A 14917-nucleotide genomic window follows, 5' to 3' on the forward strand; every position below is an offset into this window, starting at 1 on the left:
GCCATACTTGTTCCTTCGCCCAATCAAGGAAGCCAAATCGGTGCAGGTTTTGATTCAATGGACAGTGCGGCTGATGTGCATGCTGTGGCTTACCCAACTACCGGTAAGCCTGGCGGCCGTCAGCCTGCCTTTCAAGCTGGTGCCGGCGTTTATCCCGCTTGAGCCTTTGCCCCTGGCGCCCGCAGAGCAGCAGTGGCTGGCGACGCATCGGACGTTGAAGGTGGGTATTTCCATTGATGACTATCAGCCGATCGATATCACCCGCGACCGCAACCGTTACCAGGGTATCAGTGCCGATTACCTGAGCCTGGTCGGCGCGCGCTTGCAGGTGCCGATGCAGGTGCTGGGCTTTGCCGAGCGGGCCCAGGCGGTCGAGGCGCTGCGCAGTGGAGCCATCGATATCCTGACCAGCGCCAACGGCTATGAGCGCGATGTGCCCGGCTTGCAGTTCACCCAGGACTACATGCCCGATCGGTCAGTGGTGGTGCTGCGTCGCGATGAGCTTCAAGAGGACGACCTGGCGGGCAAGAAAGTCGTATTGCTCGATGGCTACGCCAATGTGCATAACGTGCAGGCGGCTTACCCTGATAGCCACATCATGCTCGCGCCCAACCTCTACAGTGGCCTGGAGGCGCTCAAGCAAGGTGATGCCGATGCGTTTATCGGCAATGAAGTGATTGTGCGGGCCTACAAATCGCTGCGGCCTTACCTGGGGTTGCAGATCAAGGAACAAAGCCGGCTGGCGCCCATCGGCTTTGCTTTCGCCACCCGCCAGGCCGACCCATTGCTGGGGGCGATGATGAACCGCGCCTTGGCGAGCATTGACGAGTCGGTGCAGCGGGAGATCCTGGGCCGCTGGACCACAGGGCTCGGTGTCGGCTTCAGGGGTGAGCGCGTTGAATTGTCGGCCTCGGAGCGCACCTGGCTGTTGCAGCATCCCCATGTCGTGGTGGTGGCGCAGCAGATGTCACCTTACATATTCAAGGACAAGGACGGTCACTGGGTGGGTTTGAATGTCGACCTGCTGCACCGCATTTCGCGCATGACCGGTTTGCAGTTTGTCTTCGAAGAGGTGCACTCCACCGCGCAAACCCTGGAATGGCTGGAAACCGGCAGGGCGCAGATGAACACCACCCTGGCGTCGAATCAGGAGCGCAGGGCGCTGCTCGACTTCAGTCATGGCTTTGGCGGCTCCGGCTGGGTGTTCGTCGAACGCGCCGATGCCACGCCGCTGACTGGGTTGAAGCAGTTGGAAGGCAAGGTCCTGGCGCTGCCGGCGCGCCATGTGCTGGAGAGTTACATCCGCCAGATGCACCCGCAGATCAAGCTGCGCCTGGTGGACAATTACACCCAGGCCCGCGAACTGGTGCAACGGGGCGAGGCCGCTGCCACGTTGCAGACTGAGGTGGAGGTCCAGAGTTACTCCCAGGAAGGCTTGCGTATTGGCCGCAGTGTCGACGGCAAGTGGTCATCCAATTGCTTGTCGGTACGCAAGGACCAGCCTGAGCTGCTGAGTATCCTGAACAAGGCCCTGGAAGCCTTGCCGGTGGCCGAGTTGAGCGCACTGCGCCTGCGCTGGATCGGCGCTGTGGCGATCCCTCTACCGGCCTGGCAACGGGTGCCGCCCTGGGCGTATTGGATGGTGGCCACGGCGCTGCTGTTTGTGCTGGTATCGCTGGTGTGGAACAGCCGGCTCAAGCGTCAGATTCGCCAGCGGCTGGAGGCCGAGCAGCGGCTCAATGACCAATTGGCGTTCAAACGCGCGTTGCTCGACGGCATGCCCAACCCGCTGTTTGTGCGCGACCTGGCCGGGCGGCTGGTGACCTGCAACAAAAGCTATGAACAGCAACTGGCGACCCGGCTTGAGCTGATTCAGGGGCTGACGCTGCTGGAAAGTGGGGTAATGCCCGAGGCCACGGCGGCGCGCCTGCACGCCGGCCATATGGAACAACTGGCCACGCAACAGTCGTTGTTTGTCGATCGCGAGCTGGAGTTCAACGGCGGCAGCTTTCACGTTTACCAGTGGACGGTTCCGTTCTTCGATGCCCAGGGCCGCTTGCAGGGGCTGCTGGGCGGCTGGATCGATATCAACGAACGCAAAGACCTGGAGCACCAACTGATGGATGCCCGCCAGGCTGCCGACGAAGCGAACTACGCCAAAAGTGCATTTCTTTCTGCGCTAAGTCATGAAATTCGCACACCCATGACCGCCATCATCGGTTTGCTCGAGCTGGAGCAGGAACGCTGCCTGGCAAGCGGCCAGCCCGTCTCTGAAGCATTACAGGTGGCCCATCGTTCGGCGCGCGAGCTGATCGCGCTGATGGGCGACAGCCTGGACCTGGCCAAGATCGAGGCCGGTCACCTGCAACTGGTTCCGCAAACCACCGAGTTGAAGGGTTTTTTCGAAGGCATCCAGCGTCTGTTCGAAGCCACGGCGCAAAAAAAGGGCCTGCATTTGACCCTGGCGTTTGATCCTGCGGCCAAGGGCTATTACTGGTTCGATCCGCTGCGTTTACGCCAAGTGATGCACAACCTGCTGGGTAATGCGCTGAAGTTTACCGAGCAGGGCGGGGTGCGGCTCAGCGTCACCTGCCAGCGGGATGAGTCTGATACCGAATACCTGCACCTGTGCGTCGAAGACAGCGGCCCGGGGATCAGCGCCGAACAGCAGCCAAGGTTGTTCAAGCCGTTTACCCAAGTGAGCGCATTGACCGCGGCGGAACATGGCGGCACCGGGCTGGGCCTGAGTATCTGCAAGCAATTGGTGGAGTTGATGGGCGGTCGCATTCATTTGGCAAGCGTGGTGGGTGAGGGCACCGAGGTGTGCATCGACCTGCGCCTTGATCGGGTCAGCACCGACGATGTGCCGGCCACGCCAGCGCCAGCGTTGCCCCCAGCGGGGCGTAGCCTGTCGGTGCTGGTGGTGGATGATTTGGCGGCCAACCGCTTGGTGCTGGCGCAGCAGTTACAGTTCCTGGGGCATCAGGTGATCGCCCTGGATTCGGCCGAGGCCGCTTTGCAGCGATGGCGCGAGCAGCGTTTCGACGTGCTGGTGACCGATTGCCAGATGCCGGGTATGTCTGGCTATGCCTTGAGCGAGGCGGTCCGGCGTATCGAAACCGAAGAACAACGGCCCCGTTGTGCGTTGATCGGTTGCACGGCGAACGCGATGAAAGATGAACAAAGACGCTGTGAGGACGCGGGTATGGATGAGCTGCTGGTCAAGCCGGTGACTCTGGAGGATTGGACGCGCGTGCTGGCGCGGGTGGCGCCGCAGCGTTCGTTTGATATCCAGGCCCTGCGTACCATGACCCAGGCTGACGGGCCTGTGCTGCATAGCATGTTGCAAGAACTGGCAAAAAGCCTGGACCACGAGCATGAGGTATTGGCCAGCGCATTGGCCGAGCGTGATGTGGCGCGCTTGAATGCGGCGCTGCATCGGCTCAAGGGTATTTGTTCGCTGGTGGATGCGCTGCCGTTGGCCAAGGCTTGTGTGGTGCTTGAGCAATGCGCGCGGGAGCAGCGTGGGGCTGAGCTTGAGGAGCCGTGGTTGAGGTTGTCTGAGGTGTTGAAGGTGTTTCGTCGCGATCTGCAGCCTTATCTGGACTGATAGCTGACGCGATGCAATGTGGGAGGAGATTTGCTCCCGTGACGGCTTGGCAGCAGATGAGTATCTAACTGATGGTATTGGTCCCAAATGTGGGAGGGGGCTTGCCCGGCTCGGTGTGCCCGTAATCCGCCATGGATTTGGGGGGCCGCCGCCACGCGCCATCCATGGCGCGGGGCGGCTAAACCGGCATCCCTGCCGGTTTACCCCCCAAATCCATGTCGGATTCCGGCCAGCGTGGTTTAACGGGGCGCCTGAGATCAAAAGCAGGTCAAGATCAAGATCGGCTTGCTTCGCATCGTGGTTAGCGGTGGCGTCAACCAAGTTGTGCGCTCCGCTCGACAGTATTTCGGACACGTCCTATGGGACGCTTCGCGTCTTATGGCTACTGTGAAGGACTTTTCCCAGTACCGACTCCATGACCCATGCGCTCTCTCAATGTCCTGATCCTCGAAGACAACCCGTTTCAGCTGATGGCACTGCACCAGATGCTCAATGCCAATGGTGTGTTCAATGTACTGACTGCTGAAGATGTCGAAACGGCTCGCCAGTCCCTGGACAGCAAAGGCCCGGTGGATGTCGCCATCTGCGATCTGTATCTGGAGCAGGGCGATGGGCTGGAGTTGATCCGCGAACTCGCCGAGCGCCGTTTGGCTCAAGTGCTGGTTCTGCTCAGCAATGCTGAGCCCGATGTGCTCGAAGGCGTGGCGAACATGGCCCGGCAATTGGGCCTCAACGTGCTGGCGTGCTTGCCCAAGCCGGCCTCGGCAACGCTGATCGGGCAGGTGTTGGCCGATTGTCAGCGGCACTTGCGCCCAGGGCCAGCGGTGCTGTCCTGGGAGCGTGTGCGCCAGTTGCTGGGGTTGAGCGCGCGGGAACAACTGCCACCGTCGGCGGATGTCAGCCAGGCCACCATCGCGGCCTGCGGCAGGGTCTGGTACCAACCCATCGTCAGCCAGGCCGGGGTGTTGCAAGGGGTGGAGGCGCTGGCGCGTTGGCAGTTGCCGCACGCTCAATTGCTGCTGCCCGAAGAGTTCCTGCCGGTGTTGGAGTTTGCCGGCATGGAAGAGGCCTTTACCTGGCATGTGCTGGAACAGGCACTTGGCCTGGCCAACCAGGTCATGGGCGAGACCGGCCAGGTGCTGCCGGTGGCGGTGAACATTCCCGGACGTATGCTTGAGCGCACACACTTCCCACAAATATTGCAGGGGCTGCTGCAACTTCACGGCATACCCGCCCATAGCCTCACCCTGGAGCTGGTGGAAACCTCAACGCTGAAAACCGACAGTGCCCACCTCACTGGCTTGCTGCGCCTGCGGATGCTGGGTTGCCAGTTGTCCATCGGGGATTTCGGCATGGGTGGCACCAGCTTGCAACATTTGCTGGAGTTGCCTTTCACCGAACTGAAAATCCCCCCGGCGTTTGCCTGCGGAATGGCCGATGACGATCGCAAGGCGGCGGTGGTGGCGGGGGCCATGAGCATGGCCGCGCGTCTGGATATCGCCGTGGTCGTCACCGGGGTTGAAAGTGCTGCCGACTACCACGCTGTGGGTGAGCTGGGGGCGGCGTGGTTGCAAGGCTGCTTCATTGCCCGGCCGATGGAGGCCGAGGCGCTCAAGCAATGGATTGCGTTCCAGGCTAGGCCAGCCCGTGTTCCTGCACATAAATAAACAGAGCGGCATCATTGGCCAGCCCCAGTTTGCGCATGGCGCTGACTTTTTGCGCACTGACGGTCTGCTTGCTGCGATGCAGATGCGCGGCATCTGGCCCACCGTCATGCCAGTGGCCAACAGGCGAATCACCTCCAGCTCCCGGGGGGACAACTGTTCCTGGGAGTGCAGGCGATCGGCACCGGCTTCTCCGGCCAGGCTCAGCGCCTGGCGAATGGTCTGGGCCACGTAGGTGCGTTGCTGGCGGACCTGACGAATCGCCTGCGGCAGTTCATCGGCCAGGCTGGCCTTGCTCAAAAGGCCCATCACGCCCAATGTCAGAATCGAATGAAACAAACCGGCATTGTTGAGCATGGTGACCACCACAATCGGCAGGTCCGGGTAGTGTCGGCGCAGTTGGTCGATCAGGCGCAACCCGTCGGCATGGGGCTCGGCAGGCATCATAAAGTCGGTCACCAGCACATCGCAGGCACAGTCTTGCAGCAACGCATTGAGGGCCTGCGGCGAGTTGGCCTCCCCGACGATGCTGATGTGCGGGTCACGCTCAAGCACGGCGCGCAGGCCAATCAGGAAAATCGGATGATCGTCGGCAATGACGACGCGCAAAGGTGTTTCAGACGCAGCTCTCAAGGCAGGCTCCCAGGTAATCCAGGGATTCTAGCGTGTGAGCCTGTGTTTTTTCTCTGTCATCTTTTCCGTGCATGCTCGTTTTCCTCAAGCAGTGGATTTCACAAAAGGTAGAACTTTCTGCTTTGAGCACGGGTCACTTGAATGTCAGCCTCTTCGTGACATTTTTGTTTTTCGAACCTTTTTCGAATGATTGAGTGGTGATCGAGATGGAAAGTATCCACCTATTGCTCAGTGAAGCACTGAGCCCTTATCAGGTTACGCTGACCACTTCTGGTGTGCGGGAAGAGTGCCTGGTAACCGTAAAGAATCCCGGCGGCGCGATTGTGGTCGAGCGCGATGTCGATCGCGCGCAATTGTCCGACAAGCGTGCGCTGGTGGATGTCGCGGATTGCCTGCTTCGCGACGTGAAAATCGCCGAAGGGCGCCTGGAACCCTCGGTCATTGCTGCCTTGCGCAATGCTGCCCAAACCCGTGGCGGCGCACTCGCATGAAACATTATTTTTCTTCGGAACCTTCCTACGCGGCGGTCAGTCAGAGTCCGTAACAGCAAGAGCAATCATTGTGCTCCGGTGTTTGTCGCTTGCTGTGCGTGCCTTTTTAAGGCCACGTTTAACCCCGAGTTGTCTCCCCACTGCTCGGGGTTTCTTTTTGCCCGCGATTCTCAGATCGCGCCATTCTCACGCAGACGCGCAATAGCCGCCGCGTCGTAGCCCAGGGCATTGAGCAGCACATTGTTGTGTTCACCCAGTTGCGGGCCCACCCATTCACAACTGCCCGGTGTATCCGAAAGCTTGGGCACGATGCCTGGCATCTTGAAGTGCTTGCCGTCCGGAAGCTGAGCCTTGAGGAACATCTCTCGGGCCAGAAATTGCGGGTCGCCCAGCATGTCTTCGGCGCTGTAGATACGGCTGGCGGGTACTTCAGCCTTGTTCAGTTGCTCAATCACCTGCTCCAGCGGCAGCGAGTTGACCCAGCGGTCGATCACGCCATACAGCTCGTCGCGGCGGCTGTCACGCCCATCGTTGCTGGCCAATTGCGGGTCGTTCGCCAAGTCGTCACGGCCGATGGTCGCCATAAAGCGCTTGAAGATTGCATCGCCATTGGCGCCGATCTGCACATGCTTGCCGTCGGCGCTGGTGTGGATCGAAGACGGTGTAATGCCGGGCATGATGTTACCGGTACGCTCGCGAATAAATCCGAACACATCGAACTCGGGAATCATGCTTTCCATCATGGCGAAGATGGCTTCGTACAGCGCCACATCCACCACTTGGCCCAAGCCGCCGTTGACCTCGCGATGACGCAGCGCCATCAGCGCGCCGATCACCGCCCACAGCGCGGCAATCGAGTCGCCGATGGAGATCCCGGTGCGCACCGGCGGGCGGTCTTCGAAGCCGGTGATATAGCGCAAGCCGCCCATGGATTCACCCACGGCACCAAACCCTGGCTGATCCTTCATCGGCCCGGTCTGGCCGAAGCCCGAGAGGCGCACCATCACCAGCTTGGGGTTTAGAGCGTGCAGGGTTTCCCAGCTCAGGCCGAGTTTTTCCAGCACGCCGGGGCGGAAGTTCTCGATCAGGATGTCGGCGTCGGCCAATAGTTTTTTGAGGATTGCCAGGCCGTCGGGGTGCTTGAGGTTGAGGGTCAGCGACTGCTTGTTACGGGCCTGTACGAACCACCACAGCGAGGTGCCTTCATACAGCTTGCGCCATTTGCGCAGCGGGTCGCCGCCGTCCGGGGATTCGACCTTGATCACCTCGGCACCGAATTCAGCGCAAATGCGTGAGGCAAACGGGCCGGCGATCAGGGTGCCCAGTTCGATGACTTTCAGGCCGGCAAGTGGTTTGGCGTTGAGCGACATGGGGATCCTTACAAGCGCGGGACGATGGTGTCTTGCTTTTTAACATAGGCGAGCCGCCCGGATGCAGCGCAGTATTCATTGAATGACCTCGCCATCGGTTAGACTGGCCGCCTTTCCTTGTCTTTAGAAGCCCGTTCATGGCCCAGCCGTCCACGACCTACAAGTTCGAACTCAACCTCACCGACCTCGACCGTTCGGTGTACGAGAGTGTCAAACAGACCATTGCCCGCCACCCTTCGGAAACCGAAGAGCGCATGACCGTGCGCCTGCTGGCCTACGCCCTCTGGTACAACGAGCAACTGGCGTTCGGGCGTGGCCTGTCGGATGTAGACGAACCAGCCCTGTGGGAAAAAAGCCTGGATGATCGGGTCCTGCACTGGATCGAAGTCGGCCAGCCGGATGCCGATCGCCTGACCTGGTGCTCGCGCCGCACCGAGCGCACCAGCCTGCTGGCCTATGGCAGCCTGCGTGTGTGGGAAGGCAAGGTAGTGCCGGTGGCCAATAACCTGAAGAACGTGCACATCGCTGCCGTGCCCCAGGAAGTGTTGGAGACCCTGGCCAAGGACATGCCGCGGGTGATCAAGTGGGATGTGATGATCAGCGAAGGTACGATCTTCGTGACCGACGACCGTGGCCAGCATGAAGTGCAACTGCAATGGCTGGTTGGCGAGCGCGGTTGAAAAGGTGGGAGCTGGCTTGCCTGCGATGCATACCACTCGGTACATCAGACACACCGAGTGGATGCCATCGCAGGCAAGCCAGATCCCACACTTGATCTTTGTTGCGTTCAATATCTGTGTTTAACCGATGTATTAGAAGAGAAGCGCCCGTCACCCCATGCGTATCGATCCCCGCCCATTGCCCGCCGTCCTGCCTTTTCTCGGTGAATTGCCGCCGCTGTTGACCCGTCTCTATGCCGCGCGCGGGGTGCAATCGGAAGCTGAGCTGGACAAGAGCCTGGCGCGGTTGATTCCCTACCAGCAGCTCAAAGGGATCGACGCGGCGGTGGACTTGCTGGTGACCGCCCTGGAGCAGCGCCAACGTATCCTGATCGTTGGTGACTTCGACGCCGACGGCGCCACGGCGAGCACCGTAGGTACCCTGGGCCTGCGCTTGCTTGGGGCGGCCCATGTCGATTACCTGGTGCCCAACCGTTTCGAGTACGGCTACGGCCTGACGCCGGAAATCGTCGCGGTGGCGTTGCAGCGCGAGCCCCAGTTGCTGATTACCGTGGACAACGGCATCTCCAGCGTCGAAGGCGTCGCAGCGGCGAAAGCGGCGGGGCTGAAGGTGCTGGTCACCGACCACCACTTGCCCGGCGATGAACTGCCGGCCGCCGACGCCATCGTCAATCCGAACCAGCCGGGCTGCACGTTTCCCAGCAAGGCCCTGGCCGGTGTCGGCGTGATCTTCTACGTGTTGATGGCCCTGCGCGCGCGGTTACGCAGCCTGGGTTGGTATGACAACAAACCCCAGCCGAACATCGGTGAACTGCTTGATCTGGTGGCGTTGGGCAGCGTCGCCGACGTGGTGCCGCTGGACGCCAACAATCGCATCCTCGTTCATCAAGGCCTGGAGCGCATTCGTGCCGGTCGGGCGCGGCCTGGCATCAAGGCGATCCTGGAAGTGGCCAAGCGCGACCACGCTCGCATCACCTCCACCGACCTGGGGTTTATCCTCGGCCCGCGGCTGAACGCGGCCGGGCGCCTGGATGACATGAGCCTGGGCATCGAATGCCTGCTCACCACCGACGCTGGCGCCGCACGGGAAATGGCCGCGCAACTGGACGGCATGAACCAGGACCGTAAATCCATTGAACAAGGCATGCAGCGCGAGGCCCTGGCCCAGCTCAAGGACTTGCCGGTGGAGTCGATGCCGTACGGTTTGTGCCTGTTCGACCCGGAGTGGCACCAGGGGGTGATCGGCATCCTCGCGTCGCGCATGAAAGAACGTTACTTCCGCCCGACCATTGCCTTTGCTGACGCGGGCGACGGCCTGCTCAAGGGTTCTGGGCGTTCGGTGCAAGGCTTTCATATCCGCGATGCGCTGGCGGTTGTTGCAAGCCAGCATCCCAACCTGATCAGCAAGTACGGCGGTCACGCCATGGCCGCCGGGCTGACCCTGCCCGAGGCGAACTTCCCGCTGTTTGCGCAAGCCTTCGATGCCGAAGTGCGTCGGCAGCTGCGTGAAGAGGACCTCACCGGCCGCCTGCTCTCCGACGGCACCTTGGCCGTGGAAGAGTTCCACCTGGAGCTGGCCCGCGCCCTGCGCCATGCCGGCCCATGGGGGCAGCACTTTCCGGAGCCGTTGTTTCACGGTGTGTTCCAGTTGGTGGAGCAGCGGGCAGTGGGGGAGCGGCACCTGAAGGTGGTGCTCAAGAGCGAATGCGGGTCAGTGAAGCTTGATGGCATCGCCTTCGGCGTGGACCGCGAGGTGTGGCCGAACCCGACGGTGCGTTGGGTGGAGTTGGCCTATAAGCTGGATGTGAACGAGTTTCGCGGCAATGAGACTGTACAGCTGATGATTGCCCACATCGAACCGCGCTAGATATTACTGACAATACAAAACAAATGTGGGAGGGGGCTTGCTCCCGATAGCGGTGGATCAGTCATACATCATTGACTGACACCCTGCTATCGGGAGCAAGCCCCCTCCCACATTTGGTTTTGTGTACAGCCCTGGAGCTACTCGGTTTTGCCCTGGTGCTTGACGATAATATCCACCAAGCGCTTGGCCAGCGCCGGGTAGTTCTCATCGAAGTGATGCCCGCCCGGCAGCTTCATGGCTTCGCCCACTGCGGTCTTGTCGGTGCAGCCACTCTCGTCGACTTCCTCTGCACCATAGATGCACACGACCTTCTCAGGTGGCAGCTTGGCCATTTCCGGGCCGGTGGCGGCTTCTTTGCCGGCGTTGCCCAGCCAACCTTCCACTTCGATTTCAAAGCTGCCAGTGCGCGCAAATGCCAACAGGATGATCGCATCGACGCGCTGCTGTTCGTTTTCCGGCATACGGTTGTAAATGGCCGGCAGTACATCGGCGCCGAACGAATAACCGGTCAGCACGAAGCGCTTGGTGCCCCACTTCTGCCGATAGTGTTGCATCAACTCGGTGAGGTCCTTGGCGCTTTGCTCCGGGCTCTTGTGCTGCCAGTAGTAGCGCAGTGTGTCGATGCCGACCACCGGGTAGCCGATCTTCGCCATCTCGCCGGCCACATCGCGGTCCAGGTCACGCCAGCCGCCGTCACCGGAGAGGAACAGGGTCACGGTGTCTTTGGCCTGCCCGGCAGGAACTTCCACCACGGGAATCGCCAGGCCACCGTTGTCCGAACCGACCAGTTGCTTGCGCAGCTCGTTGTTCAGCACTTGCGGGTAATGAATGTCGTAGTCGCTGATGCTGGTGGTGGCACGCGGCGTGTCACGTACGAAGCTGGCGCTTTCATCGTCGGGATTGTCGTTCCACGCCACCAGCCAGTTGCCGTGGGCAGAGGTCGTGGGCAGCGGGTCGTTGCAGCCTTCCTGTTTCAGGGCAAAGCCGACGGAGATCGCGTTAGCCTTGTCATCATTCTGAGTGGCCAGCCAGCGCCAGGCGAGCGCAGCGCCAGGGCCGATGCCGCTGACCAGGGTCGCCGGGCCTTTGAGCTGGGCCAGGGCGCCTTGCAGCGCTTGTTCCTGCAGCTTGCAGTCATCCTTAGGCAGGATCACCTGAACGATTTGCGCCGCGCCGCCCTGGCTCAGGGCAACCAGTTGGCTGTCGGTCAGCGCTTCATCGGCCATCACGGCCACAGCCACACGGGCTTTGGCGGCGCTGGCGGGGGTGACGCGGGTCATTACCGAGCCATCGGCCTGGGGCAATTGCTCCAGGGTCGGTTGCGGGGCAGGGCGATTCCAGTACCAAAAACCACCCGCCACGACCAGCGCGAGCAGCACTACAAAGGCCAATACATACCGCCAGGAGCGTCGAATCATCAGCGTTTCACCAATCCAGTCAAGCCGCCCGCGATCAGGGCGGCGGTATCGGCCAGTGCCACCAGCGGATCAAGTCCTGCGGGCACGGCCATGTAACGGGGTTCCCAGTCGGGCTGGAACTTGTCTTTGAAGCGGCGCAAACCTTGGAAGTTATACAGTTGCTCGCCACGGCGGAACACCATCGAGCCCAGGCGCTGGGTCAGCGGTGCGCCACGGCGCGGTTGCAAGCCCGACAGCGGCACCATACCGAGGCTGAAGCGGGCGTAGCCGTGGTTCTTATAATGTTGAATCAGGCCCACCATCATGAATTCCATCGTGAGCTTGGGCGCGTCGGGGTGGGCGCGCATCAGGTCAAGGCTGGCCAGGTCATGATTGTAGGTCTCGAGCAGGTTGGCGAAGGCTACCGGGCGCCCTTCGAAGCGAATGATCGCGATACGAAAGTGCTTGAGGTAGTCGTCGCTGAAACGGCCCAGGGAGAAGCCTTTTTCCCGCACATTCTTACCTGTAAGCCAGGCATCGGAGATGACTTTTAATTCATCCATCGGCGCCTGGCCCGGTTCGAAGATTTCCAGGGACAAGCCGTCCCGGGTGCCACGGTTCCAGGTGTAGCGCAAATCCTTCATCTCTTTGCCCTTGGCTTCCAGGTCAAAGCGTTTCAGGTCGACGCGGGCTTCTTCGCCCAGCTTGATCGCGGTGAGGCCGATGTCCATGTAGTACGGCAGGTTCTCGGCGCGTACCTGGTAGAACACCGGTCTTGCGTGGTGGATATCGCACAGGTCACGGAACTGCCAGATCATCTCGGCGCGCGGCTGGGTCGGGCCGATCGGGTCGTACAAGGCCACCAGGCTGCGCCCGCGACGGGCGTACATCAGGAAGGCTTCATCGTTGGGGTGAAACAGCAGCGCCTTGTCGCCGGTCAGCGCCAGGCCGCCGTCGGGTTGGGACGAGGCCATCAGGATCTTGCTGGCGCGCTCCAGTTCTTCCGGGGTGGGCAAGTGGATGACCGGGCGCGCCGTGCGCAGCAGCCAGGTCAGCGATACGATCACCAGCAGCACCGCAGCGCCCAGCAACGAGCGCAAACCGCGGGGGGCGTTGGCGTCGAGGGTGAACTGCCACCACAGTTGATGGCTGTAAGGCACATCCTGATAGGCGAACAACAGCAGCCAGATCGAGGCGCCGAGTACACAGACACTGGCCACCAGGTAAAGCGGCGAAAACGGCAGCTCGGTCAAGCGGCTGGCGCGGTAGAACGAGCGGCGAAAGATCGCCAGCAGCACCGCGGTCATGGTCATCAGGCTGGCTTCTTCCCAGTCGAAGCCCTTGAGCAACGAGAGCAGGGCGCCGACCAGCAGCAGCACCATGGTCAGCATCCAGGCCGCCGACAAACGTCGACGCAGGCCCTGGGCGAGCAACAGGCACAACACGCCGATCAGGCTGGCACCAAAGTGCGAGGCGTCAATCAGGCGGTGGGGAATCAGGAAGCCGATGTTTTCCAGGCGTGAGTCGATCTCTGGCGTGGCGCCGGAAAACAGCAGGACCACGCCGGACAAAAAAACCAGGACGGCCAATACCGGCGCTGCCAGCCCCGACGCCACCCGCAGGCTTTGCTGGGTCTGGAACAGGCGCTGGGCCTCGTTGACCAGCAGGAACACACAGGCGATCAGCAGCGGCAATACCACGTAGATCATCCGGTACAGCAGCAAGGCGGCAGCCAGGGGCGCGGCACCGAGTTTGTCGGCGAAGGCCGCCAGCAGGATCGCTTCGAATACACCCACGCCCCCCGGCACATGGCTGAGCACACCGGCGGCCAGTGCCAGCAGGTACACCAGCAGGAACGGGCCGAAGGGCGGTGCTTCCGGCAACAGCATATAAAGGACGGCAGCGGCAGCGGCTACGTCGAGGGCGGTGATGATCAACTGCAGGAAGGTCAGGCGGCGGCCCGGCAGGCGCAGGGTGCGACGCCCGGCCTTGACCAGCAGGTTATCGGGGTAGGGCTGTTCCGGCAGGCGACGACGATAGATGCCGATGCACAGCATGGCCGACAACACCAACACGGCGCCGGAAATCCCCCCGAGCAGGCTTTGCGGTAAATGCAGGTAAGTCGAAGCCGCCGGCAAATTGCTCAGCGTGGCCAATGCGGCCAGTGGCGGCAGGGCACAGCCCAGGGCCAGGCTTGCGAACACGGTCATGTGCGCCACTTCCGATGCGCCGATGCCGTGGCGTGCATATAAACGGTAGCGCACCGAACCGCCCGAGAGCATCGACAAGCCAATGGCGTTGCCGATGGCAAAGGCGGTGAAGCCACCCAGGGCCAGGGTCTTGGCGGGTAACTTCACGCCGGCATAGCGTGCGCCGGAAAATTCATAACCAAGCAGGATAATGAAACCTGCGACTGCCGCTGCAAACGCACCGAGCAAGGCTGGCTTGGGCACTTCCAGAATCGAATCGTGGAGTGCGTAGAGGTCCAGTTCCAGCAGCAGGTGTCGGCAGGCGATCAGGGCGATTGCAAACAGCAGCAGCGTTACGGCCAGGCCAATGGGCTGGCGATACTTGCTCAACAAATCCAGCCATCGCAAGCGGGTCGGCGTGATCGGTTGTTCTGCTGTGACGGTGTCTTGTGGTTCAGACGAGTTGGCGCGCATCAATCACCTCGTGGATTGTGCGCGACAGGATGGGGGTATCCGGCCAAGTTACCAATCCCTATGGACAAAATAATTACAAATATTAACGCGGATCACCGGGGTCGGCGACTGCGGCCATTGGTCGTAGAGGGTAGCGCTTGAGCATTGAGCCTAGCGTGCAATGAGATGGACTCTACAAACCGACTACGGTTTCATGAAAGATGCCATGCCATTGTTTCAGAAGAACTTTTTCGTCGGATACAAAAAAGGCCACTCTTTCGAGTAGCCTTTTTTGATGTTTGGTTGCGGGAGCCGGATTTGAACCGACGACCTTCGGGTTATGAGCCCGACGAGCTACCAGACTGCTCCATCCCGCGTCTGTGGGCGGCATTCTACAGCCAAGCGGCGAGGTGTCAACCGTTAATGAGCCGATGGACCAAATAAGCGCGAATTATTCTGAAATCAAAGTGTTGGCGGTGTTTTCAGGCGCAGCGGGAGAAAACACGCGAGCACAAAAAAGGCCACTCTTTCGAGTAGCCTTTTTTGATGTTTGGTTGCGGGAG

General features: G+C 61.1%; 8 protein-coding genes, 1 tRNA gene and 1 pseudogene. 5 read left to right on the forward strand and 5 right to left on the reverse strand.

The window, feature by feature from the left end; genetic code table 11:
* Positions 1-40: 40 nt before the first annotated feature.
* Positions 41-3610 carry a transporter substrate-binding domain-containing protein gene (locus tag E4O98_RS27040; protein WP_248136738.1) on the forward strand — a complete coding sequence of 1190 codons (3570 nt, stop codon included), beginning with the start codon at positions 41-43 and terminating at the stop codon, positions 3608-3610.
* Between the two features lie 422 nt (positions 3611-4032).
* Positions 4033-5277 carry an EAL domain-containing response regulator gene (locus E4O98_RS27045; protein WP_032879641.1) on the forward strand — a complete coding sequence of 415 codons (1245 nt, stop codon included), beginning with the start codon at positions 4033-4035 and terminating at the stop codon, positions 5275-5277.
* On the opposite strand, the pseudogene E4O98_RS27050 reads toward E4O98_RS27045, so the two are convergent.
* Positions 5246-5907, reverse strand: a pseudogene (locus E4O98_RS27050) (response regulator transcription factor). The gene E4O98_RS27045 and the pseudogene E4O98_RS27050 sit on opposite strands and share 32 nt — an antisense overlap.
* A gap of 206 nt (positions 5908-6113) precedes the next feature.
* On the opposite strand from E4O98_RS27050, the gene E4O98_RS27055 reads away from it, so the two are divergent.
* The gene (locus E4O98_RS27055) at positions 6114-6398 is read left to right on the forward strand and encodes a DUF3509 domain-containing protein (RefSeq protein ID WP_248136740.1); all 285 of its coding nucleotides are present in this window, start codon (positions 6114-6116) and stop codon (positions 6396-6398) included.
* Between the two features lie 170 nt (positions 6399-6568).
* On the opposite strand, the gene E4O98_RS27060 is transcribed toward E4O98_RS27055, so the two are convergent.
* Positions 6569-7768 carry a CaiB/BaiF CoA-transferase family protein gene (locus E4O98_RS27060; RefSeq protein WP_148852652.1) on the reverse strand — a complete coding sequence of 400 codons (1200 nt, stop codon included), beginning with the start codon at positions 7766-7768 and terminating at the stop codon, positions 6569-6571.
* 137 nt (positions 7769-7905) lie between these two features.
* Here E4O98_RS27060 and E4O98_RS27065 point away from each other — a divergent pair, with 137 nt between their 5' ends.
* The gene (locus E4O98_RS27065) at positions 7906-8448 is read left to right on the forward strand and encodes a YaeQ family protein (RefSeq protein ID WP_003193952.1); all 543 of its coding nucleotides are present in this window, start codon (positions 7906-7908) and stop codon (positions 8446-8448) included.
* 157 nt (positions 8449-8605) lie between these two features.
* On the forward strand, positions 8606-10315 hold the full coding sequence (recJ, locus tag E4O98_RS27070; protein WP_248136742.1) for a single-stranded-DNA-specific exonuclease RecJ: 1710 nt from the start codon (positions 8606-8608) through the stop codon (positions 10313-10315).
* A gap of 137 nt (positions 10316-10452) precedes the next feature.
* Here recJ and E4O98_RS27075 read toward each other — a convergent pair whose 3' ends face one another.
* From E4O98_RS27075 to E4O98_RS27085, 3 genes are all read right to left on the reverse strand, one after another.
* Entirely contained in the window at positions 10453-11733 is a 1281-nt protein-coding gene (locus tag E4O98_RS27075) for an AcvB/VirJ family lysyl-phosphatidylglycerol hydrolase (protein ID WP_078822228.1), read from the reverse strand.
* The gene (gene mprF / locus E4O98_RS27080) at positions 11733-14375 is read right to left on the reverse strand and encodes a bifunctional lysylphosphatidylglycerol flippase/synthetase MprF (protein ID WP_005791060.1); all 2643 of its coding nucleotides are present in this window, start codon (positions 14373-14375) and stop codon (positions 11733-11735) included. The genes E4O98_RS27075 and mprF overlap by 1 nt, the downstream gene beginning before the upstream one ends.
* Positions 14376-14654: 279 nt before the next feature.
* Positions 14655-14731 (reverse strand) — tRNA-Met (locus E4O98_RS27085).
* Positions 14732-14917 lie beyond the last annotated feature (186 nt).

Source organism: Pseudomonas sp. W2Jun17 (assembly GCF_023127795.1).
GTDB classification, from domain to species: domain Bacteria; phylum Pseudomonadota; class Gammaproteobacteria; order Pseudomonadales; family Pseudomonadaceae; genus Aquipseudomonas; species Aquipseudomonas synxantha_A.